Origin of the sequence: Micromonospora sp. WMMA1976, assembly GCF_027497335.1 — a bacterium.
GTDB classification, from domain to species: domain Bacteria; phylum Actinomycetota; class Actinomycetes; order Mycobacteriales; family Micromonosporaceae; genus Micromonospora; species Micromonospora aurantiaca.
Window position 1 is genome coordinate 3703384 of the sequence record NZ_CP114912.1, and the last position, 19207, is coordinate 3722590.

18 protein-coding genes are annotated in these 19207 nt (G+C 71.0%); 8 read left to right on the forward strand and 10 right to left on the reverse strand.

Going from position 1 to position 19207, the window contains the following annotated elements; translation table 11 throughout:
* The first annotated feature begins 213 nt into the window (after positions 1–213).
* Positions 214–1581, forward strand: a complete 1368-nt coding sequence (locus O7546_RS17175) for a PHB depolymerase family esterase (RefSeq protein WP_269697187.1) — start codon at positions 214–216, stop codon at positions 1579–1581.
* A gap of 78 nt (positions 1582–1659) precedes the next feature.
* Here the strand turns inward: O7546_RS17175 and O7546_RS17180 are convergent, their stop codons facing one another.
* The 10 genes from O7546_RS17180 to O7546_RS17225 form a co-directional block, all read right to left on the reverse strand.
* Complete coding sequence (locus O7546_RS17180; RefSeq protein WP_194799048.1) at positions 1660–2415, reverse strand: GntR family transcriptional regulator; 756 nt, start codon at positions 2413–2415, stop codon at positions 1660–1662.
* A gap of 88 nt (positions 2416–2503) precedes the next feature.
* The gene (locus O7546_RS17185; protein ID WP_198033260.1) at positions 2504–3706 is read right to left on the reverse strand and encodes a membrane dipeptidase; all 1203 of its coding nucleotides are present in this window, start codon (positions 3704–3706) and stop codon (positions 2504–2506) included.
* Positions 3707–3735: 29 nt separating this feature from the next.
* On the reverse strand, positions 3736–4725 hold the full coding sequence (locus tag O7546_RS17190) for a dipeptide ABC transporter ATP-binding protein (protein WP_194799047.1): 990 nt from the start codon (positions 4723–4725) through the stop codon (positions 3736–3738).
* Positions 4709–5692, reverse strand: coding sequence for an ABC transporter ATP-binding protein (locus O7546_RS17195; RefSeq protein ID WP_194799046.1), 984 nt, complete (start codon positions 5690–5692; stop codon positions 4709–4711). The genes O7546_RS17190 and O7546_RS17195 overlap by 17 nt, the downstream gene beginning before the upstream one ends.
* Positions 5689–6525 carry an alpha/beta hydrolase gene (locus tag O7546_RS17200; RefSeq protein ID WP_281599414.1) on the reverse strand — a complete coding sequence of 279 codons (837 nt, stop codon included), beginning with the start codon at positions 6523–6525 and terminating at the stop codon, positions 5689–5691. Before O7546_RS17200 ends, O7546_RS17195 begins: the two co-directional genes overlap by 4 nt.
* Positions 6522–7703 carry a Xaa-Pro peptidase family protein gene (locus O7546_RS17205; RefSeq protein ID WP_281599416.1) on the reverse strand — a complete coding sequence of 394 codons (1182 nt, stop codon included), beginning with the start codon at positions 7701–7703 and terminating at the stop codon, positions 6522–6524. The genes O7546_RS17200 and O7546_RS17205 overlap by 4 nt, the downstream gene beginning before the upstream one ends.
* Positions 7704–7705: 2 nt before the next feature.
* Positions 7706–8587: an ABC transporter permease gene (locus O7546_RS17210; protein WP_262011951.1), complete on the reverse strand. Its 882-nt coding sequence runs from the start codon at positions 8585–8587 to the stop codon at positions 7706–7708.
* A gap of 61 nt (positions 8588–8648) precedes the next feature.
* Positions 8649–9602 carry an ABC transporter permease gene (locus tag O7546_RS17215; RefSeq protein WP_194799043.1) on the reverse strand — a complete coding sequence of 318 codons (954 nt, stop codon included), beginning with the start codon at positions 9600–9602 and terminating at the stop codon, positions 8649–8651.
* Positions 9603–9636: 34 nt separating this feature from the next.
* Positions 9637–11262: an ABC transporter substrate-binding protein gene (locus O7546_RS17220; RefSeq protein ID WP_281599421.1), complete on the reverse strand. Its 1626-nt coding sequence runs from the start codon at positions 11260–11262 to the stop codon at positions 9637–9639.
* Positions 11259–12473 carry a membrane dipeptidase gene (locus O7546_RS17225; RefSeq protein WP_281599423.1) on the reverse strand — a complete coding sequence of 405 codons (1215 nt, stop codon included), beginning with the start codon at positions 12471–12473 and terminating at the stop codon, positions 11259–11261. The genes O7546_RS17220 and O7546_RS17225 overlap by 4 nt, the downstream gene beginning before the upstream one ends.
* Positions 12474–12819: 346 nt before the next feature.
* Here O7546_RS17225 and O7546_RS17230 point away from each other — a divergent pair, with 346 nt between their 5' ends.
* The 7 genes from O7546_RS17230 to O7546_RS17260 all read left to right on the forward strand — a co-directional run bounded on the left by O7546_RS17230 (position 12820) and on the right by O7546_RS17260 (position 19175).
* On the forward strand, positions 12820–13200 hold the full coding sequence (locus O7546_RS17230; protein WP_194799041.1) for a metalloregulator ArsR/SmtB family transcription factor: 381 nt from the start codon (positions 12820–12822) through the stop codon (positions 13198–13200).
* Positions 13154–13621 (forward strand): SRPBCC domain-containing protein, encoded by a 468-nt coding sequence (locus tag O7546_RS17235; RefSeq protein ID WP_194799040.1) that lies wholly within the window; start codon positions 13154–13156, stop codon positions 13619–13621. The genes O7546_RS17230 and O7546_RS17235 overlap by 47 nt, the downstream gene beginning before the upstream one ends.
* Positions 13614–14039, forward strand: coding sequence for a DUF6069 family protein (locus O7546_RS17240; protein ID WP_194799039.1), 426 nt, complete (start codon positions 13614–13616; stop codon positions 14037–14039). The genes O7546_RS17235 and O7546_RS17240 overlap by 8 nt, the downstream gene beginning before the upstream one ends.
* A 136-nt stretch (positions 14040–14175) precedes the next feature.
* A complete protein-coding gene (locus tag O7546_RS17245; protein WP_194799038.1) occupies positions 14176–15306 on the forward strand; it encodes an ABC transporter permease in 1131 nt (376 codons plus the stop codon).
* On the forward strand, positions 15303–16028 hold the full coding sequence (locus tag O7546_RS17250) for an ABC transporter ATP-binding protein (protein ID WP_194799037.1): 726 nt from the start codon (positions 15303–15305) through the stop codon (positions 16026–16028). Before O7546_RS17245 ends, O7546_RS17250 begins: the two co-directional genes overlap by 4 nt.
* A gap of 60 nt (positions 16029–16088) precedes the next feature.
* Positions 16089–16673, forward strand: coding sequence for a TetR/AcrR family transcriptional regulator (locus O7546_RS17255; RefSeq protein ID WP_194799036.1), 585 nt, complete (start codon positions 16089–16091; stop codon positions 16671–16673).
* A 474-nt stretch (positions 16674–17147) separates the two neighbouring features.
* A complete protein-coding gene (locus O7546_RS17260; RefSeq protein WP_194799035.1) occupies positions 17148–19175 on the forward strand; it encodes an FAD-dependent oxidoreductase in 2028 nt (675 codons plus the stop codon).
* Positions 19176–19207 lie beyond the last annotated feature (32 nt).

Genomic DNA, 19207 nt, shown 5'->3' on the forward strand with positions numbered 1-19207 from the left:
CGGTGCACCGACTGTAGACGAACGCCGCCGCAGCTCATCGGAGCACATCGATTGACACTTCAGCGCCCGGCGGGAACACTATGTGCCACACGACGGAGCCAGGGCCGGGCGAGACACGTCAGTGGGCGAGACGCGACACCGCGGCGGTCCGGGCCGCCGACGCGGCGCGCACCCGCCCGTCACCGCCCGCACAGGGCGATCGAAGGAGATTCCGTGAGAATCAGAGCCAAGATGGTGGTGGCCCTGGCCGCGTCGCTGGCGGCGGCCGGCCTGGTGATCCCCACCGTCCAACCCGCGTACGCGGCGTCGCTGACCGAGGTGACCAGCTTCGGCGACAACCCCGGCCGGATGCGCATGCACGTCTACGTGCCGGACGCCCGCCCGGCCCGGCCGGCCACAGTGGTGGCCATGCACGGCTGCGGCGGCTCCGGCCCCGGCTTCTACTCCGGCAGCGAGTTCGCCGGACTGGCCGACCGGTACGGCTTCATCGTCATCTACCCCAGCGCGACCCAGCAGGCCGGCTTCGGCAACTGCTTCGACACCTGGTCCGACGCGGCCAAGCGGCGCGGCGGCGGCAGCGACCCGGTGTCGCTCATCTCGATGGTCCGCTACGTCCAGCAGCAGTACGGCGCGGACCCGGACCGGGTGTACGCCACCGGCAGCTCGTCCGGCGGCATGATGACCAACCACATGCTGGCGCTCTACCCGGACGTCTTCAAGGCCGGTGCGGCGTTCATGGGCGTGCCGTTCAACTGCTTCGCCGGCGCCGCCGACTATCCGCCCGGCTCCAGCCAGTGCACCGGCGGGAACATGAACCGCACCCCGCAGCAGTGGGGTGACGCGGTCCGCCAGGCGTACCCCGGCTACACCGGCCCCCGCCCCCGGGTGCAGTTGTGGCACGGCACCAACGACACGCTGGTGCCGTACTCGCTGCTCCAGGAGACGATCGAGCAGTGGACGAACGTGTTCGGGCTCAGCCAGAACCCCACCTCCACCGACACCCCGCAGTCCGGCTGGAACCGGCGGCGCTACGCCGACTCCACCGGCACCGTGCAGGTCGAGGCGTACAGCATCCAGGGCGCCGGGCACAGCCTGCCGTCGTCCGGCATGGCCGCGGCGGCGATCGCCTTCTTCGGCCTGACCAGCACGCCCGGGCCGACCACGCCCCCGCCGGGCCCGACCACGCCGCCGCCGGGCCCGACCACGCCGCCGCCCGGCCCGACCACACCTCCGCCGGGCCCGACCACGCCCCCGCCCGGCACCGGTGCCTGCTCGGTGCGGATCGAGCTGAACGCCTGGAACAACGGCCTGACCGAGAACATCACCATCAGCAACACCGGCTCGACCGCGGTGAACGGCTGGTCGCTGGCGTTCACGCTGCCCGGCGGCCAGACCATCACCTCCGGCTGGAACGCCTCGTACTCCCCCTCCTCGGGCCAGGTGACGGCGCGCAACGTCTCCTACAACGCGGCCATCCCGGCCGGCGGCTCGACCACCATCGGCTTCCAGGCCACGCACACCGGCAACACCGCCCGGCCCGGCTCGTTCAGCCTCAACGGCGCACCCTGCACACTCGCCTGACCGGCACTCCACACTCCGGCGTTCCTTCCCACGGCGCCGGGGGCGGCCCCGCGACCCGAGAGGTCGCGGGGCCGCCGTCTACTCGGCCGGCGAGGCCGGTTCCGGCTCCCCGCCGCGACTGATCCGCAGGGTCAACACGTCGGTGCGAACCGTGATGTGGCCGTGGAACAGCGGCGCGCCGCCCGTCCCGTAGCCGACCTGGGTCGCGGTGACCAGTGGGTGTCCGATCGCCACGCCGAGCCGCTCGGTGGCCTCCTCGTCGGCGAGCACCGCGGAGAGTTCGATCTCCGCCCGCCGCACCGGCATGCCGGTCGCGCTGGCCAGGAACTCGAACATGTCCAGGTCGATGCTGAGCAACCCGGACGGGTCGAGGTCGCGGCCGTCGAAGCGCAGCGGCAGGTGATCACGGATCCAGGCCGCCGGTACCCCGTCCACGGCGAAGAGCCGGTCGACCCGCCACACCGGCGAGTCCGGCTCCAGGCCGAGGACGCGGGCGCAGTCGGCCGGGCACTTCGCCCGGCTGACCGCCGCGTCCTGAAGCGTCGGACGGTGGCCCGAGGCGGTGATCCGGTCCCGCAGCGCGGTGACGTCCCCGATGGACACCGGCACCCGTTCGGCGTCGTCGTGCACGAAGGTGCCGATCCCCCAGGTCCGGGTGACCACCCCCTCGGCGACGAGCTGCCCCAGCACCTCGCGTACGGTCGCGCGACTGACCTCCAGACGCTCGGCCAGGTCCCGCTCGTTGGGCAGCTTCTCCCCCGACCGGAACTCGCTGCCGATCAGCTGCCGTAGCCGGCCGTGCGCCGCCTGTAGCGCGGTCTCCCGCCGAGCCATCCGCCCTCACCTCATCACTGCCCGCCGCCGCGTCGGCGTACGGAGTGTAGTTCGTCCGCGTGCGCTCAGCCGATCACCCGGGACGGCGTCACCAGACCTGCTCCAGCACCCGGATCGTGTTGCCGCCGATCACCTTGGCGATCTCGTCGTCGGAGTAGTCGTGCGCCACCAGCCAGCCCACGATGTTGCCGAACGCCTCGCCCGGATTCTCCAGCCCGGACACGTACTCCACCCGCGGGTGCTGCGGACGGTTGCCGGCGTCGTGGGCGTAGTTGCCGGCGTAGGTGTCGTGCACCCCCACGTGGTCGCCGAACATGGTGTCCGGGCCGAACGTGACGTGGTCGATGCCGACCAGGTCGACGCAGTAGGTGAAGTGGTCCATCACCGACTCGATCGAATGGTGCTGGTGCGCCTGCGAGAGCGTGGTGTGCGGGGCGGCCTCGATGCCGATCACGCCACCCCGCTCGGCACAGGCCCGGATCACCTCGTCCGGCTTCATCCGGGAGGTGTCCCAGACCGAGCGGGCACCGGCGTGGGTGATGAACACCGGCACCCGGCTGGCCTCGATCACATCCAGGCAGGTCTGGTCGCCGGAGTGCGAGATGTCGATGGCGATGCCGAGCTTGTTCATCCGGTCCACCGCACGCCGGCCGAAGTGCGTCAGCCCGCCGTCGTGCTTCTCCGACAGGCCCCCGCCCAGCATGTTCGCCTGGCTGTACGCGATACCGAGCTGGCGTACGCCGAAGCCGTAGAGGATGTCGATCCGGTCCAGCTCGTTCTCGATCGGACTGCTGCACTCCAGGCCGGCCACCAGGGCCAGCCGGCCGTCCCGCTTCGCGGCGTGGATGTCGTCCAGGGACGTGGCCAGGAAGACGTGGTCCTGCTTGTAGAGGTCGCTCATCCGCATCCCGAGGGCGTAGACGAGGTCGTTCCACTTCCAACCGTTCTCGCTCGTCACACAGGAGGCGCCGGCCATGAAGTTGTCGAAGACGGCGGTCAGGCCCGAGCGCGCCAGCCCCTCGTACCCGGTGCGCTGGCGGGCGGTGCGGTTGTAGGCCCGCAGCTCACTGACGTCGGCGGGCAGGACCACCGGATGCTCGTGCAGCGAGATGGCCGCGTGCTCGGTGAGCAGCCGCGTCACCCGCGCCCGCTGGGCGTCGGTCAGGCCGAGGTCGTGCTCCGGCACCCGGCCGATCTCCTCGGCCAACGTGAACACCCGGTAGTCCGAGTGCGGCTCCAGGTACGAGTACGACCTGTGACCCTTGTACCGGGGGGCGGGTTCTTGCAGCAAGACGCTTCTCCTTTGGCGATCGCCGGCCGTCACGCGGCCAGCGGGAAGTGGCAGGCAACCGGATGCGGCCCGGCGGCCAGCGGCGGCTCGGTGCTGGCACAGGTGTCGGTCGCCTGCCAGCAGCGGGTCCGGAAACGGCAGCCGGAGGGTGGGTCGACCGGGCTGGGCGGGTCGCCGGCCAGCAGGATGCGCTGCCGCTGCCGCCGGCCGGCCGGGTCCGGCACCGGCACGGCCGACAGCAGCGCCCGGGTGTACGGGTGCCGGGGCGACTCGTAGAGGTTGGTCTCCGGGCCGGTCTCCACGAGCTTGCCCAGGTACATCACGGCGACCCGGTCGGAGATGTGGCGCACCACGGACAGGTCGTGGGCGATGAAGACGTACGCGACGCCGAGTTCCTCCTGGAGCCGCTCCAGGAGGTTGACCACCTGCGCCTGGACCGACACGTCCAGTGCGGAGACGGGCTCGTCGCAGACGATGACGTCGGGGTTCAGCGCGAGCGCCCGGGCGATGCCGATGCGCTGACGCTGCCCGCCGGAGAACTGGTGCGGGTAGCGGTCCAGGTGCAGGCCGGGGTCGAGACCGACCAGGTCGAGCAGCTCCTTGATCCGCTCGACCCGGCGCCGGCGGTCCAGCACGTCGGGATGGATCTCGAACGGCTGGAGCAGGATCTCCCGGATCGTGCGGCGGGGGTTCAGCGAGGTGTACGGGTCCTGGAGCACGATCTGGATCCGCCGGCGCAGGGCCCGCAGCTCCCGCCCCCTGGCCTGGTGCACCACTGACGTGCCGAAGCGCACCTCACCGGAGGTGGGCTGCTCCAGCCCGACGAGCATGCGCGCCAGCGTGCTCTTGCCGCAGCCGGACTCGCCCACCACGCCGAGTGTCTCGCCCCGGCGCAGGTCGAAGGAGACACCGTCGACGGCCTTGACCACGCCACCGGAGGTGAACGGGACCCGTCCCTTTACCGGGAAGTGCTTGACCAGGTTCTCGACCCGCAGCACGACCTCATCGCCGGGTGGCATCGAGCACCTCCTCGTGGTGGTGACAGGCGCTGGCGCGGTCGGCCGGCAGCGCCAGCAGCGGCGGCAGGACGACCCGGCACTCGTCGGTGGCCCGGGGGCAACGCAGGTGGAACGGGCAGCCGGTGGGAAGCCGAGCCGGGTTGGGCGGAGCGCCGGGAATCGCGTAGAGCTGCTCGTCGCGCCGGTCCACCCGGGGCATCGAGTTGAGCAGCCCTTCGGTGTAGGGGTGCGCCGGGCCGGCGAAGATCTGCTCGACGGTGCCTCGTTCGACGATCCGGCCGGCGTACATCACCGCCACGTCGTCGGCGACCTCGGCGACCACGCCCAGGTCGTGAGTGATCAGGAGCAGGCCCATTCCGCTGTCCCGCTGGATCTCCGCGAGCAACTCCATCACCTGGGCCTGCACCGTCACGTCCAGCGCGGTGGTGGGCTCGTCCGCGATCAGCAGGTCCGGTTCCAGGGCGATGGCCAACGCGATCATGATGCGCTGGCGCATGCCCCCGGAGAACTGGTGCGGATAGTCCCGGATCCGGTCCTTGGCCGCCGGGATCCGCACCCGGTCGACCAGTTCGACGGCGCGGCGGCGGGCGTCGGCCCGGGACATGCCCCGCCGGACCCGCAGCACCTCCACGATCTGGTGTCCGACGGTGAAGACCGGGTTGAGCGCGGCCATCGCGTCCTGGAAGACCATCCCGATCTCTTCGCCACTGACCCGCTCCCGCTGCTTGCGGGGCAGGGTCAGCAGTTCCCGGCCCCGCAGCTGGACCGAGCCGGTGACCGTCGCCGGTGGCACGTCGAGGATGCCCGTCACCGCCTGCGCGGTGACGCTCTTGCCGGAGCCGGACTCACCGAGGATGGCAAGGGTCTGGCCCGACTCGACACGCAGCGACACCCCGTTCACCGCGTTCACCGGGCCGGTCGGGCCCGGGAACGCGACCCGCAGGTCGGCGATCTCCAGCAGGCTCATCGGAGCACTCCGGCCCGGCTGAGGAAGTCCCGCACCACCTGCTGGAACCGCTCCGGCTCCTCCAGCTGCGGCGAGTGGCCGGAGGACTCGAAGACCACCAGCTCGCCACGGGGCACCAGGTCCGCGATGACCTGCGAGGCGGCCACCGGGGTACGCCAGTCGTGCCGGCCCACAGTCACCAGGGTCGGGCACGTGATCGACGGCAGCTTCGGCTTCAGGTCGTAGCGCGGCATGTTCTGCCCGAAGGCGGCGTTGTGGGTGCGGTAGTGGAACCGGGTGGCGGCCAGCCGCGCCTCGTCCTTGGCCGGATCGTGCTGGTGGTCGTAGAGCGGCAGGATCGCTCGCCAGTACTCGCGCAACTGCTCGTTGCTCTCGAACCGGCCGGTGCCGATCCGTTCGATGACCCACTCCGGGATCACCGAACGGTCGGTGTTGCGGGCCCGCTCCACCGCCAGGTTGTCGTGCGCGGTGTCCGCGGCGGTGTCCCGCAGCACCAGCGCGGAGACCCGGTCCGGGTGGGCGATGGCGTACTCCATGGCGATGAACCCGCCGTACGAACCGCCGGCCATGACGATGGTCTCGTAGCCGAAGTGCGCGCGGATGGCGTCCACGTCGGCCACCCACTGCTCGTGGGTGAACGGTCCGTCGTCGCTGGACTCGCCGGAGCCGCGGGCGTCGAAGACGATGACCCGCATCCGGTCGGCGAACGGGCCGAACGAGCGCTTCGGCTCCTGGCGGGAACCGAGGCCCGGGGCACCGTGGTGCACGATCATGGCCGGGCCGTCGATCGGGCCGAACGCCTCGACGACCAGTTCCGCTCCGTTGATTCTCATCGGATCCCCTCGATGATGTTGGATGCCAGGTCACGCGGGTACCGGGTGAGCCGGCGCGGGCCGTCGTCCTGCACCAGGACCGTGTCGGAGATGCGGTAGCCGGCGTGGCCGGGCACGTAGACGCCTGGCTCGCTGGACAGCAGCATCCCGGGGGCGAGGACCGTGTCGTCGCCGTCGGCGACCCACGGCGCCTCGTGGTTCTGCAAGCCGATGCCGTGGCCCTGCCGGTGCCGGATGTAGTCGCCCAGCCCTCGTTCCCGCAGTACGTCCAGGCAGATCCGGTTGACCTCGGCGCAGGTACGCCCGGCGACCATCGCCTGGGTGCCCACCTCCTGGGCCTCCTGGTCGGCCTCGTAGTAGCGCACCTGCTCGGCGCTGGGCTCGCCGATGACGAACGTCCGTTCGCTCTCCACGAACCGGCTGGCCACCGCCGCGCCGAGGGAGAGGATCAGGGTGTCGCCCGGCTGGAGCCGACGACGGGTCGGCAGGCCGTGCGGCAGGGCGGAGTTCGGGCCGGCGTAGACCAGCCCGCCGGCCAGCTTGGTGGTGTAGACGACCAGGTCGTACTCGGCGTACATCCGGTCGGTGCCGTAGCCGATCACGTGCCGGGCGATCTCGTCCTCGCGCGGCAGCTGCCCTCCGGCGGCGAGCGCCTCCTCGATCAGGGCCCGTCCGGCGGCCAGCATGTCGTCGCAGATCCGCGCGGCGGCCTCGTGGAACGGGATCTCCTCGGGGAACTTGCGCAGCCGCAGCTCGGCGACCGCGTCCGTGGTCTCCAGGGTGGCCCCGTCGATGGCCCCGGCCAGCGCCCGGAAAGTGCCGACCGAAAGGCCCGCACCCACGCCGATGCGGCGGACCGGGCCACCCGGGCGGGACAACGCCGAGGCGAGCGTCTCCTCGGCGGTGACCACGCCCGGGTACTCGAAGTAGGTGACGGTCGGGACCGTCACGCCCTGCTGGGCCGCGTACTCCTCGTCGAGGCGCGGGATCACCAGCAGCGAATCCCCCACACGCGGCAGCCAGAGATACACCGGACGTTCGGTGGCGATGTAGAAGAAGCCGCTGAGGAAGGCGACCTCCGCCGGCGAGGTGGCCAGGAACCCGTCCAGACCACGTTGTTCGAGCGCCTCGGCGAGCCGGCTTCGGACGCTGTGGTAGAAGCTCTCGGGCAGTCGCATGGTCAGCCTCCGTTGCGACGGGGGTCGCGGGTGTCGTTGAACCGGGTTCCGGCGAGGGTCGCCGCCAGCACCAGGAACAAGATCGCCAGTGACGGGAAGAGCGTCTGCCACCAGGCGATCGCGATCGTGCCGCTGCGCTGGGCGTTGAGCAGGATCCGCCCCCAGGACCAGGCGTCCGGGTCGCCGAGGCCGAGGAAGCTCAGGCCCGCCTCGGAGATCACCGCCCGGGAGGCGGTGAGCAGCACGCTGACCACCATCAGCGAGACGACGGCGGGCAGGATCTCCCGGGTGACGATCCGCCAGCCGGTGGCCCCGAGCACCCGGGCGCCGTCGATGTAGGGCATCGCGCTGATCACCAGGCCCTGCGACCGGATCAGCCGGGCGACCTCGGGCCAGGCGAAGAACCCGATGATCAGGGTCAGCGTCGTGACGCTCGGGCTCACCACCGCCGCCAGCATGATCATCAGCGGCAGGGTGGGCAGCGCCAGCATCACGTCGGTGATCACCGTGGCGACCGCGTCGAACGGCCGGAAGTACGCCGCGGCCAGCCCGATCGCGGTGCCCAGCACGATGGCGAGCAGTGACGCGGCCAGGCCGATCACCATGCTGGTCCGGGTGCCCCAGACCACCTGGGCGAAGATGTCCTGCCCGAGGTCGTCGGTGCCGAACCAGTGCGCCCCGGAGGGGGGTTGCAGCACGTCCGCGCCGGCGCCGGCGGGCTCGTCGGCGATCAGCGGCGCGAAGATCGCCAGCAACGCCATCACGAGCAGCACCAGCACGGACAGCGCCACGACGGGCTGACGCAGGTAGCCGGAGAGGAAGGACCGCTTGGGCGCGGCCGGGGCCGGCGGCAGCGCCTGCTCGGTCAGCACGGGGGCACTCACGGCACCCTCCCTTCGGTGGCGGCGGACGGATCCGGGCGACGTGCCGCGACGCTGCGCGCGTTCACAGCCGGATCCGGGGATTGAGGACCGCGTAGAGCATGTCGGTCAGGGCGTTGGCGATCACCACGGTGACGGCGAGCATGATGAACGCACCCTGGATCACCGGGTAGTCCTGCTGCCCGACCGCCTCGTAGATCAGCCGGCCGACCCCGGGGTAGGCGAAGACCGTCTCGGTCAGCACCGCACCGCCGACCAGGGTGCCCAGTTGCAGGCCCATCAGGGTCAGTGCCGGCAGGATCGCGTTGCGCAGGCCGTGCTTCCACACCCGGCGCCGGGCCGAGAGACCACGCGCCTGCGCGGCGCGGATGTAGTCCTCGCCGAGGACTTCGATCATGTTGGTACGGAGGGTCAGCGCGTACGGGCCGAGCTGCACCAGGACCAGCGAGAGCACCGGCAGCACCAGGTGGTGGGCCAGGCTCAGGTAGGCCGCCGCGCCCCGGGTGTCCGGGTCGATCGCCCCACCGATCGGGAACCAGCCGAGCTGGGCGCCGAAGAAGACCAGCAGCAGGATCGCGACGCTCGGCACGAACAGCGCGTTCGCGCTGATCCCGAAGCCCTGCAACGCGCGGTCGAGCCACTTGCCGCGGTTGACCGCGGCGGCCACGCCGATCGGGATACCGACGGCGATGGTCAGGACGAACGCGCTGCCGGCCAGCAGCAACGTCCAGGGCAGCCGGTCGAGGATGATGTCGGTGACCGGCTGGATCTGACGGAACGAGATGCCCAGGTTGCCCTGGACCAGCTCGCGCAGGTACGACACGTACTGCTCCCACAGCGGACGGTCCAGTCCGTACGTCTTGAGCAGCGCCGCCTGCATCTCCGGTGTCATGTCGCCCTCGACCATGAGGGTCGTGGGGTCCCCCGGCAGGAGCCGGAGCAGAAAGAACGTCGAAGTGATCGCAATCCACACGGTCAGGACGGCCTTCAGTGCCCGGCTGAGCACGAAACGCGCCACGGGGGACCCCTCCTCTCCCTCTAGGTTGGGTGGGTTACTTGACCGGAGTGACCTGGGCCAGCGAGTACGCGGTGACCATGCCGAGCAGGTCCGACGGCGACGGGACGAAGCCGGTGAACTTGCTGGCGTTGTAGGCGAACTGGAAGTTCTCCACGTACAGCGGGGTCAGGTACGCCTGCTCGTGCACGACCTTGTCAATGTTCTTGATCTTGGTCTTGAACGCCTCCGCGTCGGTGGTGCCGGCCGCGTCGTTGATCAGCGCGTCCATCTCCGCCGACTCGAGCAGGTTGTAGTTGATGCCACCCGGGTTGCTGGACAGGTAGGTGCTGCGCAGCTGGTCCATCGGGTTGTCGAAGACACCCCACTGCGAGGCGTCGATGTCGTACTCGCCGTTCTTGGTGCGGGTGAGGAAGGTGTTCCGCTCCACGCACTCGTTCTCCAGCTTCACGCCGGCCTTCGCCGCGCTCTCCCGGAACAGCTGCACGACCCGGGTGATGTTGGCGTTGGACTGGTCGCACGCCACGCCGAACGTCAGCTCGTCGAAGAAGCCGTCGTTGTTGGCGTCCTTGTAGCCGGCCGCGCTCAGCTTGGCCTTGGCGCCCGCCGGGTCGAAGGGGTACGGCTGCAGCTCGGTGTTGTCGTACTCGGAGAAGATCGGCGAGATCGGGCCGGCCATCTGCTGGCCGTCGCCCTGCAGCACGGCCGAGATGATCGCCTTGGTGTCGACCGCCATCGACAGCGCCTGCCGGACGTCCTGGTCGGCGAGGTACTTGTTCTTCATGTTGTAGGTCAGGTGCGCGAAGCCGAGGGCGCCGACCTTCTTCAGCTTGATCTTGTCGTCGTTCTCGAAGGTCTTCGCCGCCGAGACCGGCACCGGGGTACCCATCATGTCGATGTCACCGTTGCGCAGCGCCAGCATCATGGTGTTCACGTCCGGGTAGACCCGGTACTCGACCTGGCTCACCGCGGCCTTGCCACCCGGCGCGAGCGGGTAGTGCTCGTTGCGCTTCATGACGTAGCGCTGGCCCTTGGTGATGCTGTCCAGGACGAACGGCCCGGCGCCGACCCAGTTGGAGTCGTTGGCGAACTTGGACAGGTCACCGGCCGGCTCGAAGATGTGCTTCGGCACGACCGACATCCAGAAGCCGACGCCCTCGGCGAACGGCGCGTACGGCTGGGAGAGCTTGAACTTGACGGTGGTGGCGTCCGGCGCCTCGACCGACTCGACCCAGGTCAGCTTCGCCGCGACGTTGCCGAGCTTGTACTTCATGATCGACTCGGCGGAGAACTTCACGTCCTCGGCGACCACCGGCTTGCCGTCGGTCCACTTGAAGTCGTCGCGCAGCACGAAGACGGCGGTCTTGCCGTCGTCCTCGTAGCGGTACTCCTTGGCCAGCTCCGGCGACTTCTTCGCGTTCTCGTCGATCCGCAGCAGGTGCGGGTACATCGCGTTGAGGATCCACGAGTCCGTCTTGCTCAGCGACTGGAGCGGGTTGAAGTTGCTCACGTCGGTGGTGGTGCCGATCCGCAGCACCGAATCCGACGACGAACCGCCGGAGGAGGACGTCTCCTCGTTCAGGCCGCAGCCGGAGACACCGAGCGTGGCCGCCATGCCGAGCGCGACAGCGAGCCGCCACCGACCCTTGACTGTCTTGTTCACCAAACCTCCTGAAGAACCCGGATGATGTTGCCGCCGATGACCTTGGCGATCTCCTCGTCGGAGTAGCCGTGCGTGACCAACCACCCGACGATGTTGCTGAAGCACTCCGCCGGGTTCTCCATGCCACTCACGTACGGAACCCGGGGGTGGTCCACCACGCCGTGGGCCTTTCCGATCGCCAGGTGCTGGGTAAAGCTGTCGTGCAGTCCGACGTGGTCACCGAAGTTGGTGTCCGGGCCGAACGCGACGTGGTCGATGCCGACCAACTCCACGCAGTAGGTGAAGTGGTCCATCACCGACTCGATCGAATGGTGCGGGTGGTCGCCCGAGAGGGTGGTGTGCGGAGCGGCCTCGATGCCGATCACTCCACCCCGCTCGGCACAGGCCCGGATCACCTCGTCCGGCTTCATCCGGGGGGTGTTCCAGACCGAGCGGGCACCGGCGTGGGTGATGAACACCGGCACCCGGCTGGCCTCGATCACGTCCAGCGACGTCTGGTCGCCGGAGTGCGAGATGTCGATGGCGATGCCGAGCTTGTTCATCCGGTCCACCGCACGCCGGCCGAAGTGCGTCAGCCCGCCGTCGCGGTCCTCGGAGAGGCCGGAACCGAGCATGTTCGCCTGGCTGTACGCGATGCCCATCTGGCGTACGCCGAAGCCGTAGAGGATGTCGATCCGGTCCAGCTCGTTCTCGATCATCGTGGCTGCTTCCAGGCCGGCCACCAGGGCGATCTGCCCGTTGCGCTTGGCCTCGAAGATCTGTTCGAGCGTGGTCGCCACCACCACGTGGTCCTGCTTGGCGACGTCGGCGAAGCGCAGGCCGATGTCGTAGATGACGTCGTCCCACTTCCAGGCGTGCTCGCTGGTCACGCAGCCGGTGCCGTTCATGAAGTTGTCGAAGACCGCGGTCATGCCGGAGCGGGCCAGGCCCTCGAAGCCGAAGGCGTTGCGGCCGGTCCGGTTGTAGTCGCGCAACTGCGTCACATCGGCCGGCAGGATCTTCGGGTGCTCGTGGAGCGAGATGGCCATGTGCTCACGCAGCAGCCGGGAGACCCGGGCTCGCTGCTCGTCGCTCAGGCCGAGGTCGTGTTCCGGCACCCGGCCGATCTGCGGCGCGAGCTCGAAGACCTTGTAGTCCACATGCGGCACCAGGTAGTCGAAGGACCGGTATCCGGCGTAGCGGGGGGCGGGTTCCTGCACTGGTCTGCTCACCTCGTCAGCTAGAGGCATGAGGATCGAGGTCTGACCTCATGCCTCGTGGAACGTACCGAGCACGACCGCGCCGCAGGAATACCTCGTGACCTTTCCGTTACCCGAATCGGGGAACATTCCCGCAGGTCGGGACAGGTGCAGCCGCCCAGGTCAACACAACTGAGCCAGACCGGACCGAACGCCCGAGGCCGTCGCGCCGAACGGGTGAGCGACCGCGATCCACCCCACCACCACCCGCGATTCCTCAAGGTGGTCAGACCACTGCGCAGCGGCTCGCAACCGCGGCGGGTAGCCCCGGACCGGCAAAACGTTGAACCTATCGGTTCAGTGTCGTACGGTGAACCTTGTGGTTCAGCAAGAGACGCTCGACCGGGTGTTCGCCAGCCTGGCCGATCCGACCAGGCGCGACATCCTGATCCGGCTCGGCGCCGGCCCGGCCACCATCAGCGAGCTCACCGAGCCCACCGGGATGACCCTCACCGGCATGCGCAAGCACGTCCGCGCGCTGGAGGACGCGGGCCTCGTGGTGACGTGCAAGGTCGGCCGGTCCCGGCAGTGCCGGCTCAGCGAGGCGCCGCTGGACTCGGCGATGGCCTGGATCGCCTTCTACCGACGGCTCTGGGCCCGTCGTCTCGACGGCCTCGACGCCTACCTCACACTCACCACGGAGGACCGCGACCATGACGCTCCACATGCGAGTGACACGACACCTTCCGGGCACCCCTGACGAGGCGTTCGACGCCTACACCGACGCCGGCAAACAGAAGATCTGGTTCGGCATCCTCGACGAGGAGCCCGGCATCGTGGAGATCGACGTCGACCTGCGGGTCGGCGGAAGGCAGACCGCGGTCTGGGGTCCCTCCCCCGACATGCTGTTCCGCGAGACGCAGACGTTCCTGGAGATCGACCGCCCGCACCGGCTGGTCACCGAGTCGACGGGCACCGGCCCGGACGGCACGACCATGACCACACGCATCGAGGTCACCTTCGAGGCGCGCGACGGCGGCACGCTGATGACTGTGGTGCAGAGCGGCTTCCCCACCCCGCAGCTGCGCGACTTCTTCGTCGGCGAGGTCTGGACCGGGGCGTTCGCCCGCATCGAGGCGTACCTGACCCGAGCGCACGCAGAGGAGACCTCCCGTGGCTGACCTGTCCCGTACCGCCGTCGTCGCGCTCGCCACCGCCGTCGCGGTGGTCGTCAACCTGATCATGTACGGGATCGGCCGCGCGGCCGGCGGCAGCTTCCTGTTCACCGCCGACGACCGGCGGGTCGAGGTCGACGCGGTGACCGTCGCGGGCTTCAGCGCGCTGCCGCTGGCGCTCGGGCTCACCGCCGTCGCCGTGCTGGCGCCCCGATTCGCCTGGGTGGTCCGGGCGGCGCTGATCATCGGCCCGGCGCTCGCGGTCCTCACGATCGCCACCATGACGCTGCCCGCCGACCTCGACACCACCAGCACGATCACGCTGGCGGTCTGTCACCTCACGCTCGCCCCGATCATCGTGGTCGCGGTGACCGCCCTCGGCCGGCGCGCGCGTCGCGCCGCCGCGGGCCCGGTCGCCGCCTGACGCCGGGCACGACAGGCCGCGCATCACCGGCCCCGTCACGGAGTGTGGCCGGGTAGACAACCACCACCACCATCTTGCCGACACCGCGTTGCTAACATGGCGACATGGTGTCGACAAGTTTGAGAGGTGGCGGCTGATGTTCCTGGCCATTCGCGAGCTGGGGTTCGCGCGGCTGCGGTTCGCCCTGATGGGGGCCGTGATCGCGCTGATCTCGGTGCTGATGGTGATGCTGTCCGGCCTCTCCGTCGGGCTGGTCCGTGACGGCGTCTCCGGCCTGCAGAACCTGCCGGTCACCTCGTTCGCCTTCGCCCACGGCGTGCAGCACGACTCGGCGTTCTCGCGCAGCGTGGTGGACGCCTCGGCGGTGGACACCTGGCGCGACCAGCCGGGCGTGGCCGAGGCGACCCCGTTCGGCAACACGCTCGTCAACGGGCGTACCGACGGGGGCACCGAGGTCGACCTGGCCCTGTTCGGCGTCGAGACCGACTCGTTCCTGTCGCCCGCCGTCAGCGAGGGCGACCGGCTCGGCCCGGCGGACGGGATCGTGGTGAGCCCCACCGCCATCGACGCGGGCCTGCGCGTCGGCGACACCGTGACGGTGGACCGGCTGGGCACGCGTCTGCGCGTCGTCGGCGTCACCCAGCAGCAGGACACGTTCGGCCACGTCGACGTGGCGTACGTGCCGCTGGCGACATGGCAGGCGGTCAAGTCCGGCACCCCGGCCGGCGCGCAGACGCCGGCGCAGGCGGCCCAGGAGATCACCGCCGTCGCGGTCCGCGCGGCCGACGGCGACTCGGTGGACCTGGCCGCGGGCGACAAGGCGGCGGGCACGGAGAGCCTGACGCTGGACGAGTCCTACGGCGCCTCGCCCGGCTACACCGCCGAGACGACAACGCTCCAGCTGATCCAGGGCTTCCTCTACGCGATCTCGGCGCTCGTGGCCGGCGCGTTCTTCGCGGTCTGGGCGATCCAGCGCAGGCAGGAGGTCGCCGTGCTGCGGGCACTTGGCGCCTCGACCGGCTGGGTGCTGCGCGACGCGCTCACCCAGGCACTCATCCTGCTGGCAGTCGCCATCGCGGTCGGCATGGGGATCGGCCTCGGTCTCGGCGCGCTGATCTCGGGCGGCAACGTCCCGTTCGCGCTGCACCCGCAGAGCATCGCCGCCGCCGCGGCCGGCCTGCTCGTGCTCGGCCTGGTCGGCGCGGCAGCCGCCGTCGTCCGCCTCACCTCCATCGATCCGGCGACCGCCCTGGGAGGCAACCGATGAGCAGCCGGCCCACCTCGTCCCCCTCGACGGCGGGCACCGCCCCGGCCGACCTCGGCCTGGTCATGCGCGGCGTCCACCTGCGGCACGGCGACGGCGCGGAGACCGTGCACGCGCTCGACGACGTGGACCTGACCGTCGCGCCCGGTGAGCTGGCCGCGATCGTCGGGCCGTCCGGCGCGGGCAAGTCCAGCCTGCTCGCCGTGGCCGGCGGGCTGGCCCGCCCGGACGAGGGCACCGTCACCGTGGCCGGGCACGACATGACCGTGTCCAGCCGCCGGGCGCGCACCGAGCTGCGCCGCCGGCACGTGGGGTTCGTGTTCCAGTCGGGCAACCTGCTGCCCGCGCTGACCGCCGCCGACCAGCTGCGCCTGCCGCTGCGGCTGGGCGGGCGGCGGGAACGGGCCGGTCGTGACCCGCTGGAGATGCTCGCGCACGTCGGTCTGGCCGGTAAGGCCGACCGGCGGCCGCACCAGCTCTCCGGCGGCGAGCGCCAGCGCGTCGGCATCGCCCGGGCGCTGATGACCGAGCCGTCGGTGCTGCTGGTGGACGAGCCGACGGCGGCGCTGGACCGGGCCCGCAGCCACGACATCGTGCAGCTGCTCGCCCAGGAGGCGCGGGAGCGCTCGGTGGCCGTCGTGATGGTCACTCACGATCACGACGTGCTGCAATACTGTGACACCATCTACGAGATGATCGACGGCAAGCTCGCCACCAGCAGCTGACCGACGACCAGGGAGCGACGCGGGCCGGACACGGGCGGCGGGAGACACGGGGAGGTCGCGATGCCGAAGATCCAAGCCTCGACCGTCGCGGAACACCGGGCCGCGCAGCGGGCGGCGTTGCTCGACGCCGCCCGCGCCCTGCTCTCCGAGCATCCGGAGCAGATCCCGAGCCTGGCCGACGTGGCCCGGCACGCCGGGCTGGCCCGGTCCAGCGCGTACTCGTACTTCAAGTCCCGCACCGACATGTTCGACGTGCTGGTCGCCGACACCTTCCCCCGGTGGTCGGCCTTCGTCGAGGAGCGGATGGCCGAGGCCCGCACGCCGGGGGCGAGGATCCTGGCGTACGTCGAGGCCAACCTGCAACTGGTTGCCCGGGGCGACCACGCGCTGGCCCGGGCACTGGCGTCGGCGGGCAACAGCGAGGTGTTGGCGACCTCCAGCCGGCTGCTGCACGACAGCCTCGAGGCGCCGTTGCGCGCTGCGCTCACCGAACACGGGGCGAGCGACCCGGACCGGATGGCGGAACTCGTCCAGTCGGTCGTCTACGCCCTGAGCCGCATGATCGAGAACGGTCTCGACCTTCCGGCGGCCACGGGCCTCGCCCGCGAGCTGCTCACCCCGTACCTGCGTCCGGACGCCGGCTGACCGCGCCCCTCCGGAACGGCCGGCGACCGCGCCTCCACCACATCCGCTGACGGACGACGGCCCGGGTCGTCGCGCCGGCCGCACCCACCGGCACGGCCGGGCGACGGCCCGGGCCGCTGCGTGCCCGCAGCCGCGCCGGGGAGACCTGCCGGCGCTCCCGGCGAGGGCCGCCGACGCGTCCGGTGCGGCCGTCCGAACGATCGGCACGGGCCGCCGACCGGCGAGCGGCGGCCGGCACTGTCGTCCGATCAGGAGGAACCGAACGATCGACCGCCGCATCGACGGTCATCATCGGTCAGCGTTCCGCCTAGTGGAACAGCAGCTCAGAGGCGGTGCGGTGAACTAAGTTACTGATCAGTAGCCCGTTGACGGCATGTGAACCCGGCCCTACCGTTCCACTCAATCGAACGGCGTACGGTTCATCCGAACGCTCTCGGCCTCGCCGAGTGCGGCCCGAAACAGGAAGTCCGAGGCATGCCTGACGACAAGCTTCTCGCTCTTCTCTCCCCCACCCGGCTCGGTCGTCTCACATTGCGGAACCGGGTCTTCGTCCCCGGCCACACCACCAACTTCGGACTGAACAACGTGCCCACCGCCCGCCACGTCGCCTACCACGCGGAGCGGGCGCGCGGCGGCGCCGGCCTGATCATCACCGAGGCCATCCGTGTGCACCCCACGAGCGCGGGCCGCAGCATCAGCCTCGGCAGCTTCGACGACTCGTCGATCCCGGCGTACGCGGCGGTGACCGAGGCCGTGCACGAGCACGGGGCCCGCATGTTCGCCCAGATCATGCACGCCGGACGCCAGGCCAACGGCGACGCGACGCGTACCGCCGCCTGGTCCTCGTCGCCGGTGCCGTGGGCGGCCGGCTCGCACGTGCCGCACGCGATGGGACGCCGGGACATCGCCGTCGTCGTCGAGGCGTTCGCCGCCGCCGCGCGGCGCATGCGCGAGGCCGGCTTCGACGGCCTGGAGGTGCACGCCGGCCACGGCCACCTGCTCCAGCAGTTCCTCTCGCCACACACGAACACCCGCGACGACGTGTACGGCGGCAGCCTCGACAACCGGATGCGCCTGACCCGCGAGGTGCTCACGGCGGTTCTCGCCGCCGCACCCGAGCTGCCCGTCGGGCTGCGGGTCAGCGCCGACGAGTTCCTGCCCGGCGGCCTCGACCCGGCCGCCGTGCTGGAGATCGTCGGGAAGCTGCGCGCCGAGTTCCCCCTCGCCTACGTGCACGTCAGCCACTCCGCCTACCACGGCAGCTTCTCGCTCGCGACGCAGATGGCGGACATGAGCTTCGGCCACGCCCCGTTCCGGCACCACGCGGCGCTGTTCAAGCAGGAGTTCCCGGACCTGCCGGTGCTCGCGGTGTGCCGGCTGGACAGCCTGCCGGAGGCGGCCGAAGTCGTCGCCGCGGGCGAGGCCGACCTGGTCGGCCTGGCCCGCCCGCACATCGCCGACCCGCACCTGGTCCGCAAGGCCGAGCAGGGCCGCCAGCACGAGGTACGCGCCTGCCTGGCCTGCAACCAGGGTTGCATCGGCCGGCTGGAGACCAGCCTGCCCATCTCCTGCGTGGTGAACCCCGAGGTCGGCGCCGAGCGGGAATGGGCCGACGCCTGGCCGGAACTGCCCGGGCCGTCCGGCGCGCGGGACGTCCTGGTCGTCGGCGGCGGTCCGGCCGGCTTGGAGGCAGCCCTCTCCGCGCACCGGGCCGGGCACCGGGTGACAGTGGTCGAGGCACGCGACCGGCTCGGCGGGCAGGTCGAGGTGGCCGCGCGCGTACCCGGACGGGAGCGGCTCGGGCTACTCACCCGTGATCTGGCCCGCGACGTCGAGGCCGCCGGCATCCCGGTCCGGCTCGGCCACCGCGCCGCCGTCGAGGACGTGCTGTCCGGCGGCTACCAGGACGTCGTCCTCGCCACCGGCTCCCGGCCCGCCCGGCGGGAGCTGCCCGGCGGTCCGCCGGTGATCGACATCTGGCAGGCCGTCGACCACCTGGCCGACCCCGGCTACCGGCCGGCCGGCACCGTCGTCGTGCTCGACGACGAGGGCACCTGGTCGGCGGCGTCGGTGGCGGAGGCGTTCGCCCGGCGGGGCGCCCGCGTCCACCTCGTCTCCCCCACCGCCACGGTGAGCGCCAAGATCACCACGTACTCACGGCTGGCGCTGCTCAAGCGCTTCGCTGACCTGGGGATCGCGGTCCACCCGATGCGGGCCGCCCGCGCCGCGGGCGCCACCGCGGTGGCGCTCGGCGGCCCGCTCGCCGGCGGCGACACGATCGTCGAGGACGTCACCACTGTCGTCGACGGCGGTTCGGCGCAGGCCGCGGACGAGTTGTACCGGCAGCTCGACGCGCTGCCCGACGGACCCCGCATCCACGTCGTCGGCGACGCGAACGCCCCCCGCACCGCCTTCGAGGCCGTCTACGAGGGACGGATGGCCGGCGCGTTCCTCGGCGCCTTCGACACCGCGTCCGCCCAGCGCGTGCGGTACGCCCACTGACCCGTCCACCCCGGTCGCGGTGCACCGCGGAC

Coding starts and splice junctions, on each gene's coding strand:
- O7546_RS17180 (WP_194799048.1), bottom strand. CDS start 2,415: ATGGCTCGGCGGGAGACCGCGCTACAGGCGGCGCACGGCCGGCTACGG.
- O7546_RS17190 (WP_194799047.1), bottom strand. CDS start 4,725: ATGCCACCCGGCGATGAGGTCGTGCTGCGGGTCGAGAACCTGGTCAAG.
- O7546_RS17195 (WP_194799046.1), bottom strand. CDS start 5,692: ATGAGCCTGCTGGAGATCGCCGACCTGCGGGTCGCGTTCCCGGGCCCG.
- O7546_RS17200 (WP_281599414.1), bottom strand. CDS start 6,525: ATGAGAATCAACGGAGCGGAACTGGTCGTCGAGGCGTTCGGCCCGATC.
- O7546_RS17205 (WP_281599416.1), bottom strand. CDS start 7,703: ATGCGACTGCCCGAGAGCTTCTACCACAGCGTCCGAAGCCGGCTCGCC.
- O7546_RS17235 (WP_194799040.1), top strand. CDS start 13,154: ATGACGCTCCACATGCGAGTGACACGACACCTTCCGGGCACCCCTGAC.
- O7546_RS17245 (WP_194799038.1), top strand. CDS start 14,176: ATGTTCCTGGCCATTCGCGAGCTGGGGTTCGCGCGGCTGCGGTTCGCC.
- O7546_RS17250 (WP_194799037.1), top strand. CDS start 15,303: ATGAGCAGCCGGCCCACCTCGTCCCCCTCGACGGCGGGCACCGCCCCG.
- O7546_RS17255 (WP_194799036.1), top strand. CDS start 16,089: ATGCCGAAGATCCAAGCCTCGACCGTCGCGGAACACCGGGCCGCGCAG.
- O7546_RS17260 (WP_194799035.1), top strand. CDS start 17,148: ATGCCTGACGACAAGCTTCTCGCTCTTCTCTCCCCCACCCGGCTCGGT.